This window comes from Bacillus sp. FSL H8-0545 (assembly GCF_038006105.1).
Classification (GTDB): Bacteria; Bacillota; Bacilli; order Bacillales; family Bacillaceae_G; genus Bacillus_A; species Bacillus_A cereus_U.
In genome coordinates, this window is sequence record NZ_JBBOUO010000001.1 from 4,402,545 (window position 1) to 4,419,511 (window position 16,967).

Below are 16,967 nucleotides of genomic sequence, written 5' to 3' on the forward strand. Positions count from 1 at the left end.
TTTCGTTCTTTTTTCAGCATATCCGAATTATTATAGAACCAAATATATCGACCGCTCGACAACTTTGATACGCCTACTCTTTATACCTTACCGGCTCATTCCGAATAATGAACAAATGAATCGGTAAGAAAACCGAAAACGTGATTGTATGAATGATCGTAAATAGTATGGAATTCGTTCCGTATCTATCCAAAATAGCGTAGATGAGATAAATAGACAGCACAATCGATACGGCTGTTGCTAGCAAACTTATAATTGGTACGAAATTAAAAATGAAACATCCGACATATATGCCAAATACTTTCCACCCTGCCTCTTCTTTCAAGAAATCTGGTAATTTATCTTTCGCTAAATCGCCCCATGTCTTACTATTTATAAACGGAATAAAAGCAAGAACACCATCAGTTGCACCATCATTTTTCGCCATCGTATAAAGTGCAAAAGCCGTTAACAAATACGAAATAATTGCCCAAATTATTATAACAAGAATAAACGCAAAACTAAGAGCAAAGAAACCTGCTAGTACGCTTTGATCTTCCATCTTATCCTCTCCTCTCTCTTCTCAACATATTTCATTACATTGCAAGTTATGTTTTAAAATTCACCCAAACTCTTTGTATAATAATATGAGAAAGATAATAAGAGAGGAGCACATACCTATGCATCCATTTGTAAAGGCATTACAAGAGCATTTTACAGCTCATCAAAATCCCGGAAAAGCAGAACCGATGGCACGTTATATGAAAAATCACTTCCCGTTTCTCGGTATTCAAACTCCCGAGAGAAGACAATTATTGAAAGACGTCATTCAAATACATACGCTCCCAGATAAAAAGGACTTCCAAATTATCATACGTGAGCTTTGGGACTTACCAGAACGTGAATTTCAAGCTGCCGCACTCGATATCATGCAAAAATATAAAAAGCACATAAACGAAACTCATATCCCATTTCTAGAAGAACTTATTGTCACAAAATCTTGGTGGGACTCTGTTGATAGCATCGTCCCTACATTTTTAGGTGCCATCTTTTTAAAACATCCAGAATTAATTTCTGCATATATTCCAAAATGGATTGCATCAGAAAACATATGGTTACAGCGTGCCGCTATTTTATTCCAGCTGAAATATAAACAAAAAATGGATGAAGAACTCCTTTTCTGGATTATCGGACAACTACATTCTTCAAAAGAATTTTTCATTCAAAAAGCAATCGGCTGGGTCCTTCGCGAATATGCAAAAACAAAGCCAGATGTAGTTTGGGAATACGTTCAAACTAACGAGCTCGCTCCACTAAGCAGACGCGAAGCAATTAAGCATATTAAGCAAAATTACGGAATAAATAACGAAAAAATAGGCGAGACTCTATCCTAGATAGGCACGTTCCTCTATTGAGATTTAAAAAAGAACGTGTTAGAATATGTTCATTATTATTAATATAAGTAGCGATGACGGACTTATAAGTACTTGCATAAAAAGCGATTCAGGGATAGTGAAAGCCTGAAGCTGCGAGGAAACGGCAGTCTCGAGCAATACGTGATAAAGTGGATGCACATTTTGTGTATCAACTAGGGTGGAACCGCGGGCAAACGCTCGTCCCTAGGCGATTAAGCCTTGGGATGAGCGTTTTTTTATGTTTTTTAAAGCATATATTGCTCGTTTCCAAAGTACCCATCACGTCATCGCAAATACGTTAACTTTCAAAAGGAGGATTTTATTATGTATTCAATGGAACAAGTTGTAAACTTAGCAAAACATCGCGGTTTCGTTTTCCCTGGTTCTGAAATTTACGGTGGTCTTGCAAACACATGGGATTACGGTCCACTTGGAATCGAATTAAAAAATAACGTTAAAAAAGCTTGGTGGAAAAAGTTCATTCAAGAATCTCCACACAACGTTGGTTTAGATGCTGCTATTTTAATGAACCCAAAAACTTGGATCGCTTCTGGTCACGTTGGTAACTTTAATGATCCAATGATCGACTGTAAAAAATGTAAAGCTCGTCACCGTGCTGACAAATTAATTGAAGATGCATTAGACGCAAAAGGCATCGAAATGGTCGTTGACGGTCTTACTTTCGACCAAATGGCTGACTTAATGAAAGAACATGAAGTAAAATGCCCAGATTGCGGTAGCCAAGAATTCACGGAAATCCGTCAGTTCAACTTAATGTTCAAAACATTCCAAGGTGTTACAGAGTCTAGCACAAACGAAATCTTCCTTCGTCCTGAAACAGCACAAGGTATTTTCGTAAACTTTAAAAACGTACAACGCTCTATGCGTAAGAAACTTCCATTTGGTATCGGCCAAATCGGTAAAAGTTTCCGTAACGAAATCACACCTGGTAACTTCACATTCCGTACACGTGAATTCGAACAAATGGAACTTGAATTCTTCTGTAAGCCTGGTGAAGATTTAGAGTGGTTCGCATTCTGGCGTGAAACTTGTAAAAACTGGTTACTTTCACTTGGTATGACTGAAGAAAGCATGCGTCTTCGTGACCACGGTGAAGACGAATTATCTCACTACAGTAACGCAACAACTGATATTGAATTCAGATTCCCATTCGGTTGGGGCGAACTATGGGGCGTTGCATCTCGTACAGACTTCGATTTAAAACGTCATATGGAACACTCTAACGAAGACTTTAACTATATCGATCCACAAACGAATGAGCGTTACGTGCCATACTGCATCGAGCCATCTCTAGGTGCAGACCGTGTAACATTAGCATTCTTATGTGATGCATATGAAGAAGAGCAATTAGAAAACGATTCTCGTACAGTTCTTCGTTTCCACCCTGCTTTAGCACCATATAAAGCAGCTATCTTACCATTATCTAAAAAGCTATCTGAAGGTGCTACTGAAGTATTCGCAGAACTAGCTAAAGACTTCGTGGTAGACTTTGATGAAACTGGTTCTATCGGTAAACGTTACCGTCGTCAAGACGAAATCGGTACACCATTCTGTATCACATACGACTTCGACTCTGTTGAAGACAAAGCTGTTACAGTACGTGACCGTGACACTATGGAACAAATTCGTATGCCAATTAGCGAACTAAAAGGTTTCTTAGAGAAAAAAATCCAGTTCTAATTATAAAAAAGAGGCAGCTCATAAGAGCCGCCTCTTTTCTATTTTTCACGTTTTTCTTTAATTGCTACTGTACATCTTGATATGCATAGTAAATCATCATTTTCATCAATGATGCGAATATCCCAAACCATTGTCGATTGTCCTCTATGTATCGGTGTTCCGATTGCTGTTACAATTCCATCTTGCTTTGAGCGAATATGATTTGCATTAATTTCTAATCCAAAACAAATACATTTCTCTTGATCAATTAAATTGTATGAACCAACGCTTGCCACAGTTTCTGCTAATGCAACAGATGCACCGCCATGTAAAAATCCAAACGGCTGATGCGTACGTTCATCAACAGGCATCGTAGCAACTACTTTATCCTCTGTCATTTCTAACAACTCAATTCCAAGCGAATCCATTAAAGTTTTTGACATATCGTTTTCAACCTCTCTCACTTTAAATCAAATGTATAATTTTACCTGTTTAATTTCAAACTACCTATAACACTTATATAAGGAGGTTTCACCTAAATGAAACAGAAATTTTGTATACTATTGCTTATGTTCTCCTTCCTGACTATTGTACCAAATTGTGCAATAGCAGCCAAAGCATCCAACCTGACAATCAATGTTAAGACTGTAACACAAAAAGGTAAGAAACCTTATATAGAATATCAAATTAATAGGCCTTCCTTTCACAACTTTTCTGATTCGAAATTTCAAAATAAGCTAAATTCCTATTACAAAAACTCTACTGCTACATTTAAAAGTAAATTAGAAAAAGAAGCGAAGAAATATTATAAAGAAACAGAAGGATCTAGCACACCTTTTCATCCATACGTTGCAAATGTTGACTATAAAGTAGCTTTAAACAAACCACCTTTCCTAAGTCTATATGTGAATTACTATCAATATACAGGCGGAGCGCACGGACTTTATACGTGGAAGGCAAATACATTTGATTTAAACGAAAAAAAATTATTACACTTAGACGATTTATTTCAACAAGAGGATAAATATAACGAAATAATTCGCACAGAGATTGTAAGACAAATTAAACAAAATGAAAGCATTTATTTCCCTGACGCAGCCGAAAAGGTAACGAGCACTAAAAAGTTTCACTACTTTTTAGAACCGGATAATCTTGTGATTTATTTCCCTTTATATGAAATTGCTCCTTATTCAAGCGGAATCCCGCAATTTCGTATTCCATACACATTGCTTAGAGACTATTTAAAGCCTTCTTATCAAAATATTTTGATTGACAACAAGTAAATATTTTCGCTACGATAATGTTAACCTAAACACAACTGGAGGTTAACATTATGAAGAAGCTTCATGTTTTAGATTTAGCATTAGCTGCGATGTTCGTTGCTCTTATGGCTATTGGTGCAAATATTGTATCGTGGGCACCATTCCTACAAATAGCGGGCGTCCCGTTATCTATGCAACCATTTTTCGCAATTTTAGCAGGTCTTCTTCTTGGGAGTAGACTTGGGGCATTATCAATGACTGTTTACATGCTTGTTGGAGTAGCGGGTGCGCCAATCTTCGCTAACTTCAAAGCTGGATTCGGGGCACTTTTAGATCCTACTGGTGGTTTTATTATCGCATTTATTATCGTTGCTTACGTATCAGGAAAACTAGTAGAACAAAAAGAACGACCAACATTCAGCACCTTTGCAATTGCTTCTTTCGTCGGAATCATTTTAACTTATATTATCGGTACTACTTATATGTACGGGGCAGTCAATATTTTCATGGGTGGTAATATGAGTTATAAAGCTGCCTGGATGATTATGATGTGGTTTGCAGTAAAAGATATTGCGTTTACAATTATCGGCGCTATTATCGCACCTCGCATATACTATGCTGTACGTCGTTCGGCTTATCAGCATTCTCATTCGACGATTTCATAATAAACAAGGAGCTGTTCCTATAGGAACAGCTCCTTGTTTATTATATTAAGACTCTTGCTTCATTTGTTCTTCTAAAATTTTCTTCATCATTACTAGCATATCCTCACGTAATTCTGGGTGTTGCAATGCCATTTCAATTGTTGTTTGAACAAATCCTAATTTTTCACCAACGTCATAACGCTTTCCTTCGAAATCATATGCAAATACACGTTGAATTTCATTTAAACTTTGAATTGCATCCGTTAACTGAATTTCGCCGCCCGCTCCAGCTTGTTGCTGTTCCAAGAACATAAAGATTTCAGGAGTTAAAATGTAACGTCCCATAATCGCTAAGTTTGAAGGCGCAGTACCTTTCGTTGGTTTTTCAACGAATTGACGAACTTGATAACGACGTCCCTCTTGCTCTAACGGATCAATAATTCCGTAGCGATGTGTTTCTGCTTCAGGAACAGTTTGTACACCAATAACAGAAGAAAGTGTTTTGTCATACTCGTCCATTAATTGACGTAAACATGGTTTTTCAGCTTGAACGATATCATCGCCTAATAATACTGCAAACGGCTCATCACCAATGAATTTACGTGCGCACCAAACAGCATGTCCTAATCCTTTTGGTTCTTTTTGACGAATGTAATGGATATCTACCATTTTAGAAGAAGCTTGTACTTTTTCAAGTAACTCATACTTTTTCTTCTCTAATAAGTTTTGCTCTAATTCAAATGCGTTATCAAAATGATCTTCGATAGAGCGCTTTCCTTTACCAGTAACGATAATAATATCTTCGATGCCTGATTTTACTGCTTCTTCTACGATGTATTGAATTGTTGGTTTATCTACAATTGGAAGCATTTCTTTTGGCATTGCTTTCGTTGCTGGTAAAAAGCGTGTTCCTAATCCCGCTGCCGGAATAATTGCTTTTCTCACTTTTTTCATGACAAATACCCTCGCTTTTCATTCTAATTCTCTTAGTAAAGTGCAAATTTATAACACTCGCTCGTAATAATCCTCTACATCAAACAAAACTACAAGAAAAGAGGAGGCCGTTCTCCGTTCTCCCCTTTTCCTATCAGTAGCACTCTATTCTATTATAAACGATTCATAATATCTTCTTTAATAGTAAGTAACTTTTGTTCACTATTTTGTAAGGAATCATCTTGTACACCAAAGTAGAATTTAATTTTCGGCTCTGTTCCAGATGGACGTAAGCAGAACCAAGAACCATCTTCTAATTGATATTTTAACACATTTGATCTCGGTAAGTGAATCTCTTCCTTATTTCCATCTTGTAACGTTGTAATGATGCTTTCCTTATAATCCTCAACTGCAACGACTGTTAAACCAGCTACTTCTTTCGGAGGATTCCCGCGGAATGTTGCCATCATCTTTTGAATCTGTTCGGCACCATCTTTTCCTTTTAACGTTAACGATACAAGGTCCTCACGGAAGAACCCATACTTCTTAAATACTTCTAACAGACCATCATATAACGTTTTACCTTGTGATTTGTAGTACGCAGCTACTTCACATGCAAATAGGACAGATTGAACCGCATCTTTATCACGGCAGAATGGACGGATTAAATAACCATAGCTTTCCTCATAACCGAATTGGAATTCATATTGTCCACTTTCTTCATACTGTCTAATTTTTTCACCGATAAATTTAAATCCAGTTAACGTATCAACTGTATCTAAACCGTATGCTTTTGCGATTGTACGGCCAATTTCAGACGTTACGATTGTTTTTAAAACAACACCGTTTTCTGGAAGCGTTCCGTTTTCCTTCTTTTGTGATAATAAGTAATCAAGCATTAACGCACCTGTTTGGTTACCAGTTAACACTTGGAACTCACCATCGTGATTGCGAACTGCTACACCTAGACGGTCTGCATCAGGATCTGTTGCGATTAACACATCAGCGCCTACTTTTTCACCGTCGCGAATTGCATACTCAAACGCTGCATGCTCTTCTGGATTTGGTGATTTTACTGTAGAGAAGTTTGGATCTGGTAACTCTTGCTCTTTTACAACTGTTACATCTGCAAATCCAACTTCTTCTAAACCACGGCGTACCGAAATATTTGATGTTCCATGTAATGGTGTAAAGACGATTTTTAAATCTTTTCCTACTTCTTTCACCATCTCTTTATTAATAATGACATTGTTCAATTCTGCCGCATATGCATCATCTACTTCTTGTCCAATTATATGTAATAAACCGTCAGCTTTTAATTGCTCAACATCAGCAACTTCAACTGTTAATTCATTTTCTACTGCATTTACGTAGCTAATTAACTCATCAGCTTCTTTTGGAGGCAACTGCCCACCATCTTCACCATATACTTTATAACCGTTATATTCGGGCGGATTATGGCTTGCCGTAAGAACGATTCCACTTACTGTATGTAAATGACGAACTGCGAAAGAAAGCACTGGCGTTGGACGTAAGCTTTCAAATACGTATGTTGTAATACCCTGTGCACCAAGAGTAGCAGCTACTTCCATTGCGAATTCAGGTGATTTATGACGAGAATCATACGCGACAACAACACCTCGTTTTTTCGCTTCTTCACCTAATTTTTCAATAAACCTAGCTAATCCTTTTGTTGCTTTACGAACTGTATATACATTTAAACGGTTCGTACCAGCACCAAGTTCACCACGCATACCACCTGTGCCGAACTCTAGATTTTTATAAAAGCTATCCTCGATTTTCTTCTCATCTTGCTTCATGTTTTCTAGCTGTTCTTTTAATTCTGCGTCTAATTCTGCATATGAAAGCCAGCGACTAAATTCTTGTTTCCAATTCATACTTCCATCTCCTCTCACCTGTCGTACCTTCATTATATGAAAAAAACAACCTGCATCTCAATATTTTTTAAAATCTAACAGGATTTTACTATAAATATTTGTATACACTATGGTTAAATACTCCACCAAAGGGAATGAGGATTATGCAAGAATGGGGCTTGTCAGAAGAGCTCAAAATAAAAACAAAGCAGATGATTGAAATTGCTGAAAAAGAATTATCAAACATGAAGCATGCAATCGATAAAGAAGATGAATGTATTTTATGTAAAATGGAAGATATTCATCATATGTTAACAAATGTACAGACGTTAGCAGCTACATATTATATTCAAGCATATTTATCACCTTATACGGAAAGTTCACATTTCATCACTACAGCTGTCCAACATTTAAGCGCTCGAAAACACGGTGCTCTTATTATCGTGGAACGAAGTGACGCTCTTGATTCTTTCATTCAAACTGGAACAACATTAAACGCACACTTAACCGCTCCACTACTTGAATCAATTTTTTATCCAGGGAACCCTCTTCATGACGGAGCCGTTCTCATTAAAAATAATCATATTGTCTCAGCAGCTAATATTCTTCCATTAACAAAAAGTACAGAAATCAATCCTGAGCTAGGAACACGTCACAGGGCTGCGATTGGCTTATCAGAGAAAAACGATTCACTTATATTAGTTGTCTCTGAGGAAACAGGGCGTACTTCATTCGCTTTAAATGGGACGTTATATACGATTTCTTTATAGAATACCTATAAAATAAAAAAAGCTGTTCCGGAAAGGTTCAGTATGTAATGACCTTTCCAGACAGTTTTTTTTCATTCTTTATTCTTCTCCGAAACGCTCAACAAGTGTTGCAAGTGTACGCACCATTGCACCTGTTGCTCCAGATGGTCCTAAATCATGTGCACCTGTTGTTTCAGATGTTCCAGCGATGTCTAAGTGTACCCATGGTGTTTCTTCTGCAAATTCACCAAGGAATGTCCCAGCCATAACCGCATGTCCTTCACGGCCTGGTGAGTTATTTAAATCAGCAAATTTACTGTTTTTGACACGTTCTTTATCACGTTCAAAAATCGGCAATTGCCAAATTGGCTCATCCGTTTCCATCGAAGCCTCTAACACTTGTTCAAATAATTCTTCATTATTTGTCATTGCGCCTGTTGTATGATTTCCAAGTGCAACAATTACACCGCCTGTTAATGTTGCAACATCAACTAAGTAATTTGCACCAAGTTTCTTCGCATACGTAATACCGTCAGCTAACGCTAGGCGACCTTCTGCATCTGTATTTAATACTTCAATTGTTTTTCCGCCCATAGATGTAATAACATCATCTGGCTTAAATGCTGTACCACTTACAACGTTGTCAGTTGATGGAATAACAGCAATTACATTTTGCTCTGGGCGAAGTTCACCGATGATCTCCATCGCGCCAAGAACAGCTGCAGCGCCGCCCATATCACCTTTCATACCAACCATGCCTTCACGTGGTTTTAAAGAATAGCCGCCAGTATCATATGTAATCCCTTTTCCAACAAATCCAATTACATCTTTCCACTCTTCTTTTCCTTTATAAATAAGAGCGATCATTTTTGGCGGTTCAGTAGATCCTTGGTTTACTGCAAGTAATGCACCCATACCAAGCTCTTCCATCTCTTCTTTCTCAAGAACCTTATAATCCATATCGTATTTTTCCGCTAATTCAACTGCATACTCAGCAAGCTTTGTCGCTGTTAATACGTTTGGCGGCATATTTACAAGCGTACGAGCTGAATTCGTTGCACGTCCATGTACGTATCCTACCGTTAATGCTGCTTCAATTTCTTGTGCATCTTCTGCTGTAATAGCAATCAGTTTTTCTAACTCTACTCTTTCTTTTTCATCCGTTTTATATGTTTGTAATCCGTATGTACCAAGGCAATATACTTCCGTTGCAATATGAGCTACATCAATCGCATCTAATTTCTCTGTTACGAAAGAATCAAGTAAGATTGCTGCGTCTTTTACTTTTGCTGATTGTAACGATTTAAAAGCTTTACTAAGAGCTGCACGTAACGTTTCTGTTGTATATGACTCTTTCTTACCTAAACCAACAAAATAATAACGTTTAACACTTGTTTTTCCTAAGCTATGTACTTTTGAAATGGCCTTCTTCTTAGTTGAAAGTTCTTTTTCTTCTAATAAAACTTGTAATTGTCCTTCAAACGCTTTATCCAGTTCTTGTACAAAGCTACTCGTTTTATCTTCTTCAAATAAGGAAACAATTACCGCTTCATGACTTGCTAATTCTTTTTGTACTTGAAACATGTTCAGACCCCCTAAATTTCTCTACGTCCATTATAACTTTATTTTCGATAAAATGCGACAATTCTAAATTCTGTCATTTCATATAAAGTGAAACTTTAATCAGTGGGGGTTTTGTTCATCCCCCACTGATTATTAGCCTTCACCAATCTGGCGTTTACGGGGAGCCCGACTCCCACCTAACTTCTTTGCTCCAGCTGAATTTTGAGGGGGGAGTTTTACTGCCCGGCAAATAGCGGGATAAAGATGCTATCTCCTATGGTGAAATAAGACAAGAAAAAAGTCTAGCGTTATTACCACTAGACTATCTTTGTTTTAAATATTGTCCACGAAACACTTGCATCGTTTCGTCTTGATTTAACATCGTTAACTCTTCTTCCGAAAACTTACCATTTCCTATTTTCACTATATACACATTTATTTTTTTCTTACCCCATTGGCTATAAACATCTTTCACCGTATCATAATATAAATCGAGACGATTTCCTTTTATAGCACCGCCCTTATCAGCTACAACACCATATCCGTAACCTGGCACGAATAGAATTGTCCCAAGCGGGAATACGCGCAAGTCAGCAGCGATTGTGGAATATAAATCCCTTTTTGCTTTAACACCTGAATATGTAATGCCATACTCTGGATGCCCCGGCCTCTTTCCAGTTGACTCTATACCTGATGTATAACCAGTTGCAGTCATTTCTATAACACGATATTTAGACCAGTCATTTGCCTGTTCTAAAGCATTTATCACTTCTTTACTCGGAGCAACTTTTTTCTCAATTTCTGCTGCATGTACTTCTTTTACACTTGTTCCTTCATATGATTTTATAATCTCTAATAAAGAAACTCCTGTGAAAGCCTGCCATGTTACGCATAATGCGAATGCAAGTAAACAAGTCATCATAATGCGAATACAATATCGTTTTAACATTTTTATATTCCACACTCCTTCATCGTTAATCATTCCCTATACGATGAAGGAATATGCAAAAAAATAATCTCCAAATTGATTGGAGATTAAAACATTTGATATCCACTTTTCCGAAGTTTCTTAATTATGATTCCTGCTAAAGCAGCACCTACTAATCCAGTAGATAGAATAAACACATCTGCGTGTCCTAAATGCGATACACTCGTCCCAAATGAAGAAAATGTTTCTTTTGGCTTTGAAAAATAGTCCCATACACTCGCTTTATTAATAATAAGCATACAAATAATCGGATACACAATAACCATTACCCACGTAGCTCGCAAAATCATGTTGAGTAAAAATCCAATTCCAAAAAATAAAATAAAGAACAACATCATTGAAATAAGTAGTACCGGTATACTCACTTCTTCTCCCTCTCCTTCGCATACGCCGTAAACACATGATAAGCCGTATAACCAAATTGCTCTCCTGGATTTAATGTTTTGTCCATTTCAAAATGCGACTCTGCTCTTCCTTCTAATAAATATTTGATGAGTACAGAAGTATTTTGATCATCTGCAATATTTTCTGGATGTAAAAAAGCTACTTCCGACAATTCTTTCTCCTGTACGATAATGTCTTCTCCCTCTGGCTCTAGAAGAAAAATAATCATATTATCACTAATTTCATTATGAATAACACCTGAGCGAATACCAATAATCCCCTTTACATGAGCAACAATGCCTGTCTCTTCCAAAATTTCACGTTTCACAGCTTCATCAACAGTCTCGCCTTCATTAACAAAACCAGCTGGTAAAGACCATTGCCCTTTCAATCCACCGTATTTTTTCTTAACGAATAGCCATCTCCCATCTTCTGTAGCTACTAAGCCACTGACAGCTAACCACACTTTCCCTCGCTTCCCCATGATATAACCTCCTCCATCGAACGGACAGAATATTCTTTCTTTTTTATATATTATACTATATTTTCAATACGAAAAAAGCAGAAACAGCTCATAGCCGTTTCTGCTTTTTCTACTATATATTAAAAGAACTTCAATTTACCTTTTTTTAGAACTAATAAAGGTCCGCCTAGTAAGAATAAGTAACGGTTGTCGATTACTTTCTTCATGAATGAAGCTTTCCAACCTGTTAACTTTTTACCCATAACAACGCCCATTGCATCGTCATGACCTAATGAACATACAGATCCTTTATTATCAAATGCGAACTTTTTCATTTCGCCTTTGCCGCGAACTAACACAGTTAAATTGTGTGCAATGTTATAACCTTCTTGAATTGCAATCTGTGCTGTTGGTGGGTATGGACGGTTAATCTCCTCATTGATGATTAATGCTGCGTCACCAACCATGAATACATCTTCATGACCCGGAGCGTGCATGTACTCATCCACTTTAATACGTCCGCGCATTGCTTCAAATCCAGACTCTTCCACAATACCGTTACCACGAACACCTGCAGCCCAAACTACAGTTTCAGATTTAAGAAGTTCAGCATCATCACCGTTTGCAACGATAATACCTTCCTCAGTTGCTTCCTTAATTGCTGTACCGATGCGGAATTCTACACCTTTTTTCTCAAGTTGTTTTACAGCGTACTCTACTAATGCTGGATCGAAACCAGGAAGTGCTGTTGGAGCAGCTTCTACACAGATGATACGTGCTTTTTCACGTGGAACATCGTACTCTTTGCAAAGTTCAGGAATACGGTTTGCAAGCTCACCTACGTACTCGATACCAGTAAATCCAGCACCACCAACAACGATTGTTACTAACTCATCACGTTTTTCAGTCGCATATTGAGCAAACTTTTCTTCCATATGCTCACGAATTTGACGAGTTGCATTAATGTTAGTGATTGAGAATGCATGCTCTTTTAATCCTTTAATTCCGAACGTTTCTGATTCGAAACCAAGACCAATTACTAAGTAATCATACTCTAATTCACCATTTTTTAAGATAATACGTTTTTCAGCAGCTTTAATCTCTACTACTGTATCTTGTACAAAGTTCACTTTATTTGTATCGATAACGTCTTGAATATCTAGACAGATTTTATCATCTTGTAATGTACCAGCTGCACTCTCATGTAACCAAGTTGCTTGGTAGTGATAGCTATTGTTGTTTACTAACGTAATTTCAGCTTCACTTACAGATAATGTTTTTTGCAGACGAACAGTCGTAATCATCCCGCCATAACCTGCACCTAAAACTACGATTTTTGGAGTCTTCACTAAATCACAACCCTTTTCTTTATATAATAGTAATAAAAAATAATACCAAGTACTAAAAACTCTATTTGTCAAGAATGTGGAATTTATCACATTCTATATCATAACAAAACGCAGTCAAAAAATCGTACGAAATTTGTCATAGAAATTTAACATAATACTTCCCTATATTAGTCGGTTTCATTCCATAATTCAAGCACCTAGAGAATTATCAATATTTTAAAATAACATAGCGTTTTCAAGGGTTTTTCAGCCTTTTTTTCATGTATTTTCCTTTCGCTATATTTTATACGATTCTAAAACATCTATGCGCACACTTACTTATTATTCAGTCGTTTTCAGAAGTATTATTAACTGAAATATGCTATCATTTATTTGAAAGTGTCATCATTTGCAGGATTTTCATGTACATATGAACAATATATGAAATCAATATTAAAATTCCATCATCTATAGGGGGAATGAAAATGACAGAAAATCAAAAGGTTTACGACATAACAATTATTGGTGGTGGCCCAACAGGACTATTCACTGCATTTTATGGCGGAATGAGACAAGCAAGTGTAAAAATTATTGAAAGCTTACCTCAACTTGGCGGGCAATTATCCGCACTATATCCCGAAAAGTATATTTATGATGTAGCTGGATTCCCAAAAGTGCGCGCACAAGAGTTAGTTGATAACTTAAAAGAACAAATGAAAAAGTTCGATCCAACTGTTTGCCTAGAAGAAGCTGTTGATACGCTTGAAAAACAAGCTGACGGTATATTTAAACTTGTTACAAATAAACAAACTCACTACTCTAAATCTGTCATTATTACTGCTGGCAATGGTGCTTTCCAACCACGCCGCTTAGAATTAGAAGGCACAGCAAAATACGAGAAGAAAAACTTACATTATTTCATTGATGATATGAATAAATTTGCTGGAAAACGCGTCGTTGTATTCGGCGGCGGTGACTCAGCAGTAGACTGGACAATGATGTTAGAACCGATTGCAGATAAAGTTACAATTGTTCATCGCCGTGATAAATTCCGTGCACATGAACATAGCGTAGAAAGCTTAATGAATTCCCGTGCAGAAGTAAGCACACCGTATGTTCCAGTTGAACTCATCGGTGATGACACGATTGAACAAGTTGTTCTTCAGCACGTAAAAACAGAAGAAAAAGTTATCCTTGATGTTGATGACGTAATCGTAAACTACGGCTTCGTGTCTTCGCTTGGTCCAATTAAAAACTGGGGCTTAGATATTCAAAAGAACAGCATCCTCGTGAATTCAAAAATGGAAACAAATATTCCTGGCATTTACGCTGCTGGTGACATTTGTACATATGAAGGAAAAGTAAAACTCATTGCTTGTGGCTTTGGTGAAGCACCGACAGCAGTAAACAATGCAAAAGCTTACTTCGATCCAAACGCAAAACTTCAACCAATGCATAGCTCAAGTATGTTTTAATATAGAAATGAAAAGAACTCCTTTTAGATGAGAGGAGTTCTTTTCATACCCTCTTCTTTTCCTAACTAAAATACATTCCAATTTGATAAAAAACACTACTTACTTCCAAAATATGTTACAATAAAAACAGAACGTACGTTTCATTTAATAAAGGGAGGTTTTATTAATGAAAGAACCTATTATCGTAAAAAAAGGAGCTTTCCAAGCAATCGGTGTTTCTATTACAACTACAAACGAAAAAGAAGCATCGACTGAAGGAAGGATTCCAATGCTTTGGAATCGCTACTTCCAAGAACAAATTATGCACCAAATTCCAAATCAACAAACAAAAGAAACATTCGCCTTCTATTCAAACTACGAATCAGATGAAACTGGTACGTATCAATTTACGATTGGTATGCCCGTTTCTTCATTAGAAGACGTTCCTGAAAATATGACAACTTTAACAATCCCTGCTACTACGTATGCGGTATTTACAACGAGAAAAGGTCCTGTTTCTGAAGTCATTTGTGAAACTTGGGAATATATTTGGCAATGGTCGAAAGAAAACAAACGTGCCTTTACAACAGATTTCGAACTGTATGATGAAAAAGCAACAGATCCAAATAACGTACAAGTGAATATTTATATTGCATTAGCCTAAAACATTAAAAAGAAGATGCCCTTGGTATCTTCTTTTTTGTCGTGAAATAGCCACTGTGCAAATTCATTATTATTGTCTACAATGAGAAAGTGCAGTATAGAACTATTAGAAACTGTATAAAGTGAAACTATACTCAGTGGGGGGGGGTGTTCATCCACCACTGAGTATTAGCCCTCACCAATCGGGCGTTTACGGCAGTTGGTCTCCCACCTAACTTCTTTGCTCGAGCCAAATTTTGAGGTGGGAGTTTTACTGCCCGTTAACGTGGGGTAAAACGATTATTAATAGGTTTTTCAGTCTAAAATCGGTACATAGAAAGGAAGCACTATGGAGGAACTACAACAAAATAAATCTGCTTTAGAAGGAAGCGGAAAACCGTTATTAAAAAATACGAACTTCCTTTTTCTTTGGGCAGCTACTCTCTTTTCAAGTTTTGCTTTAGCCTTTTTTACTTTTTCACAAACATGGTACATAGCAAAAACATTAAACCTTGAGGCTTCACTCGGTATTGTTTTCGTGGCTCTTAGTGTTCCAAGGCTCATCTTTATGATTATCGGCGGAGCATTAGCTGATAAATTCCCGAAAAAAAATATTATGTTTTACTCTAATATTATTCGCGCTATTCTTGTCGCAACCATTCTCACCTGGTTCATCGTCGGTGATGTAACACTATATACATTTGCTTTGTTCGCTTTGTTCTTCGGACTTGCTGACGCTTTCTTCTGGTCAGCAGATGGATCTATTCTGCCTGAACTTGTAGAAAAAAGCCGTTTAACACAAGCAAATTCACTGACTCAAATGACAAACCAAGCATCTGTCATTTTAGGACCTGTACTTGGCGGTATTCTCATTAAATTTACGAACTATGAAACAATTTTTTCAATTACAATCCTGCTACTCATTATCGCTGCGATACTCGTTCAAAAAATACAATTTACAGTACCCGAAAAAAATGAAACAGATAAAGGCATGTTTACTTCTATTAAAGAGGGAATTTCATATGTAAAAGAATCACCATTTCTTTCAACTTTCCTCATATGTAGCGCCTTTTTAAACTTATTTTTAATCGGCCCAATGCAAGTAGGCTTCCCGCTCTTCGTCAAAAACGTTCTGCACGGTGATTCACTTCAGTTTAGTTACTTAGAAGCGTCTGTTGGCGGCGGGATGGCGATAGGAGCTGTCATTGTCGGATTAAAAAACATTAACCGCAGACGTGGTCTATTTTGTATTATCATGATGCTACTGTCTGGTATATTCTTCCTAGCCATTAACTTTAGCACCGTACTTTGGCAAGCGTTATTAGCCGGAATGTTTTACGGTATTACAATTGCGATGGCTATCGTTCCACTTATGGCAATGATTCAATCAACAGTAAAAGAAGAGATGATGGGACGCGTTATGAGTTTACTCATGCTTTCATCGATGGGATTCATTCCGCTCTCTTACGCATTTACATCGCTTGCACTTGGGATCGGCATTCCAATTGTAACGGTTATGAAAAGCGGTGCAATCGCTGTTATCGTCTTTGTACTATTTGTAGCAATTCGTGTTCCAGTTGTAAGAAAGTTCGATTAGCTACTTAGA

General features: G+C 37.1%; 17 protein-coding genes. 8 read left to right on the plus strand and 9 right to left on the minus strand.

The genetic code is table 11. The features are described from left to right. Positions 1-73 precede the first annotated feature (73 nt). A complete protein-coding gene (locus tag MHI07_RS23160; RefSeq protein ID WP_002160040.1) occupies positions 74-541 on the minus strand; it encodes a hypothetical protein in 468 nt (155 codons plus the stop codon). A 118-nt stretch (positions 542-659) separates the two neighbouring features. On the opposite strand from MHI07_RS23160, the gene MHI07_RS23165 reads away from it, so the two are divergent. Next, positions 660-1,373, plus strand: a complete 714-nt coding sequence (locus tag MHI07_RS23165; RefSeq protein WP_340826545.1) for a DNA alkylation repair protein — start codon at positions 660-662, stop codon at positions 1,371-1,373. Between the two features lie 345 nt (positions 1,374-1,718). Continuing rightward, on the plus strand, positions 1,719-3,095 hold the full coding sequence (locus MHI07_RS23170; protein ID WP_340826546.1) for a glycine--tRNA ligase: 1,377 nt from the start codon (positions 1,719-1,721) through the stop codon (positions 3,093-3,095). A gap of 38 nt (positions 3,096-3,133) precedes the next feature. On the opposite strand, the gene MHI07_RS23175 is transcribed toward MHI07_RS23170, so the two are convergent. Further along, on the minus strand, positions 3,134-3,517 hold the full coding sequence (locus tag MHI07_RS23175; protein ID WP_002145111.1) for a hotdog fold thioesterase: 384 nt from the start codon (positions 3,515-3,517) through the stop codon (positions 3,134-3,136). 96 nt (positions 3,518-3,613) lie between these two features. On the opposite strand from MHI07_RS23175, the gene MHI07_RS23180 reads away from it, so the two are divergent. Both MHI07_RS23180 and MHI07_RS23185 read left to right on the plus strand, forming a co-directional pair. After that, positions 3,614-4,357, plus strand: a complete 744-nt coding sequence (locus MHI07_RS23180; RefSeq protein WP_078181320.1) for a DUF3298 and DUF4163 domain-containing protein — start codon at positions 3,614-3,616, stop codon at positions 4,355-4,357. Positions 4,358-4,407: 50 nt separating this feature from the next. Then, positions 4,408-5,001: a biotin transporter BioY gene (locus tag MHI07_RS23185; RefSeq protein ID WP_002160036.1), complete on the plus strand. Its 594-nt coding sequence runs from the start codon at positions 4,408-4,410 to the stop codon at positions 4,999-5,001. Between the two features lie 45 nt (positions 5,002-5,046). Here MHI07_RS23185 and galU read toward each other — a convergent pair whose 3' ends face one another. Together galU and MHI07_RS23195 are read right to left on the minus strand one after the other, a co-directional pair. Then, positions 5,047-5,934 carry a UTP--glucose-1-phosphate uridylyltransferase GalU gene (gene galU, locus MHI07_RS23190; RefSeq protein WP_078181319.1) on the minus strand — a complete coding sequence of 296 codons (888 nt, stop codon included), beginning with the start codon at positions 5,932-5,934 and terminating at the stop codon, positions 5,047-5,049. Positions 5,935-6,086: 152 nt separating this feature from the next. Further along, entirely contained in the window at positions 6,087-7,811 is a 1,725-nt protein-coding gene (locus MHI07_RS23195) for a phospho-sugar mutase (RefSeq protein ID WP_340826548.1), read from the minus strand. Between the two features lie 143 nt (positions 7,812-7,954). Between MHI07_RS23195 and cdaS the strand changes: the two genes are divergently transcribed. After that, entirely contained in the window at positions 7,955-8,560 is a 606-nt protein-coding gene (gene cdaS, locus MHI07_RS23200; protein WP_078173468.1) for a sporulation-specific diadenylate cyclase CdaS, read from the plus strand. Positions 8,561-8,638: 78 nt separating this feature from the next. On the opposite strand, the gene MHI07_RS23205 is transcribed toward cdaS, so the two are convergent. The 5 genes from MHI07_RS23205 to MHI07_RS23225 all read right to left on the minus strand — a co-directional run bounded on the left by MHI07_RS23205 (position 8,639) and on the right by MHI07_RS23225 (position 13,286). Continuing rightward, complete coding sequence (locus MHI07_RS23205; RefSeq protein ID WP_340826549.1) at positions 8,639-10,123, minus strand: leucyl aminopeptidase; 1,485 nt, start codon at positions 10,121-10,123, stop codon at positions 8,639-8,641. A 301-nt stretch (positions 10,124-10,424) separates the two neighbouring features. Beyond that, entirely contained in the window at positions 10,425-11,051 is a 627-nt protein-coding gene (locus MHI07_RS23210) for a 3D domain-containing protein (protein WP_131232275.1), read from the minus strand. 86 nt (positions 11,052-11,137) lie between these two features. Next, on the minus strand, positions 11,138-11,455 hold the full coding sequence (locus tag MHI07_RS23215) for a YuiB family protein (protein ID WP_002089308.1): 318 nt from the start codon (positions 11,453-11,455) through the stop codon (positions 11,138-11,140). Then, positions 11,452-11,958 (minus strand): NUDIX hydrolase, encoded by a 507-nt coding sequence (locus MHI07_RS23220; protein ID WP_002160031.1) that lies wholly within the window; start codon positions 11,956-11,958, stop codon positions 11,452-11,454. Before MHI07_RS23220 ends, MHI07_RS23215 begins: the two co-directional genes overlap by 4 nt. Before the next feature lie 119 nt (positions 11,959-12,077). Next, positions 12,078-13,286 (minus strand): NAD(P)/FAD-dependent oxidoreductase, encoded by a 1,209-nt coding sequence (locus tag MHI07_RS23225; RefSeq protein WP_002112603.1) that lies wholly within the window; start codon positions 13,284-13,286, stop codon positions 12,078-12,080. 464 nt (positions 13,287-13,750) lie between these two features. Between MHI07_RS23225 and MHI07_RS23230 the strand changes: the two genes are divergently transcribed. The 3 genes from MHI07_RS23230 (at position 13,751) to MHI07_RS23240 (ending at position 16,958) form a co-directional block, all read left to right on the plus strand. Continuing rightward, positions 13,751-14,740: an NAD(P)/FAD-dependent oxidoreductase gene (locus tag MHI07_RS23230; RefSeq protein ID WP_016106510.1), complete on the plus strand. Its 990-nt coding sequence runs from the start codon at positions 13,751-13,753 to the stop codon at positions 14,738-14,740. Between the two features lie 166 nt (positions 14,741-14,906). Beyond that, positions 14,907-15,383, plus strand: a complete 477-nt coding sequence (locus MHI07_RS23235) for a GyrI-like domain-containing protein (RefSeq protein WP_340826550.1) — start codon at positions 14,907-14,909, stop codon at positions 15,381-15,383. Between the two features lie 327 nt (positions 15,384-15,710). After that, a complete protein-coding gene (locus MHI07_RS23240; protein ID WP_078173464.1) occupies positions 15,711-16,958 on the plus strand; it encodes an MFS transporter in 1,248 nt (415 codons plus the stop codon). The last annotated feature ends 9 nt before the right edge of the window (positions 16,959-16,967 follow it).

Excerpts from the sequence above, each read along its gene's own strand:
- MHI07_RS23160 (WP_002160040.1), bottom strand. The coding sequence starts at position 541 with ATGGAAGATCAAAGCGTACTAGCAGGTTTCTTTGCTCTTAGTTTTGCG.
- MHI07_RS23165 (WP_340826545.1), top strand. The coding sequence starts at position 660 with ATGCATCCATTTGTAAAGGCATTACAAGAGCATTTTACAGCTCATCAA.
- MHI07_RS23170 (WP_340826546.1), top strand. The coding sequence starts at position 1,719 with ATGTATTCAATGGAACAAGTTGTAAACTTAGCAAAACATCGCGGTTTC.
- MHI07_RS23175 (WP_002145111.1), bottom strand. The coding sequence starts at position 3,517 with ATGTCAAAAACTTTAATGGATTCGCTTGGAATTGAGTTGTTAGAAATG.
- MHI07_RS23180 (WP_078181320.1), top strand. The coding sequence starts at position 3,614 with ATGAAACAGAAATTTTGTATACTATTGCTTATGTTCTCCTTCCTGACT.
- MHI07_RS23185 (WP_002160036.1), top strand. The coding sequence starts at position 4,408 with ATGAAGAAGCTTCATGTTTTAGATTTAGCATTAGCTGCGATGTTCGTT.
- galU (WP_078181319.1), bottom strand. The coding sequence starts at position 5,934 with ATGAAAAAAGTGAGAAAAGCAATTATTCCGGCAGCGGGATTAGGAACA.
- MHI07_RS23195 (WP_340826548.1), bottom strand. The coding sequence starts at position 7,811 with ATGAATTGGAAACAAGAATTTAGTCGCTGGCTTTCATATGCAGAATTA.
- cdaS (WP_078173468.1), top strand. The coding sequence starts at position 7,955 with ATGCAAGAATGGGGCTTGTCAGAAGAGCTCAAAATAAAAACAAAGCAG.
- MHI07_RS23205 (WP_340826549.1), bottom strand. The coding sequence starts at position 10,123 with ATGTTTCAAGTACAAAAAGAATTAGCAAGTCATGAAGCGGTAATTGTT.
- MHI07_RS23210 (WP_131232275.1), bottom strand. The coding sequence starts at position 11,051 with ATGTTAAAACGATATTGTATTCGCATTATGATGACTTGTTTACTTGCA.
- MHI07_RS23220 (WP_002160031.1), bottom strand. The coding sequence starts at position 11,958 with ATGGGGAAGCGAGGGAAAGTGTGGTTAGCTGTCAGTGGCTTAGTAGCT.
- MHI07_RS23230 (WP_016106510.1), top strand. The coding sequence starts at position 13,751 with ATGACAGAAAATCAAAAGGTTTACGACATAACAATTATTGGTGGTGGC.
- MHI07_RS23235 (WP_340826550.1), top strand. The coding sequence starts at position 14,907 with ATGAAAGAACCTATTATCGTAAAAAAAGGAGCTTTCCAAGCAATCGGT.
- MHI07_RS23240 (WP_078173464.1), top strand. The coding sequence starts at position 15,711 with ATGGAGGAACTACAACAAAATAAATCTGCTTTAGAAGGAAGCGGAAAA.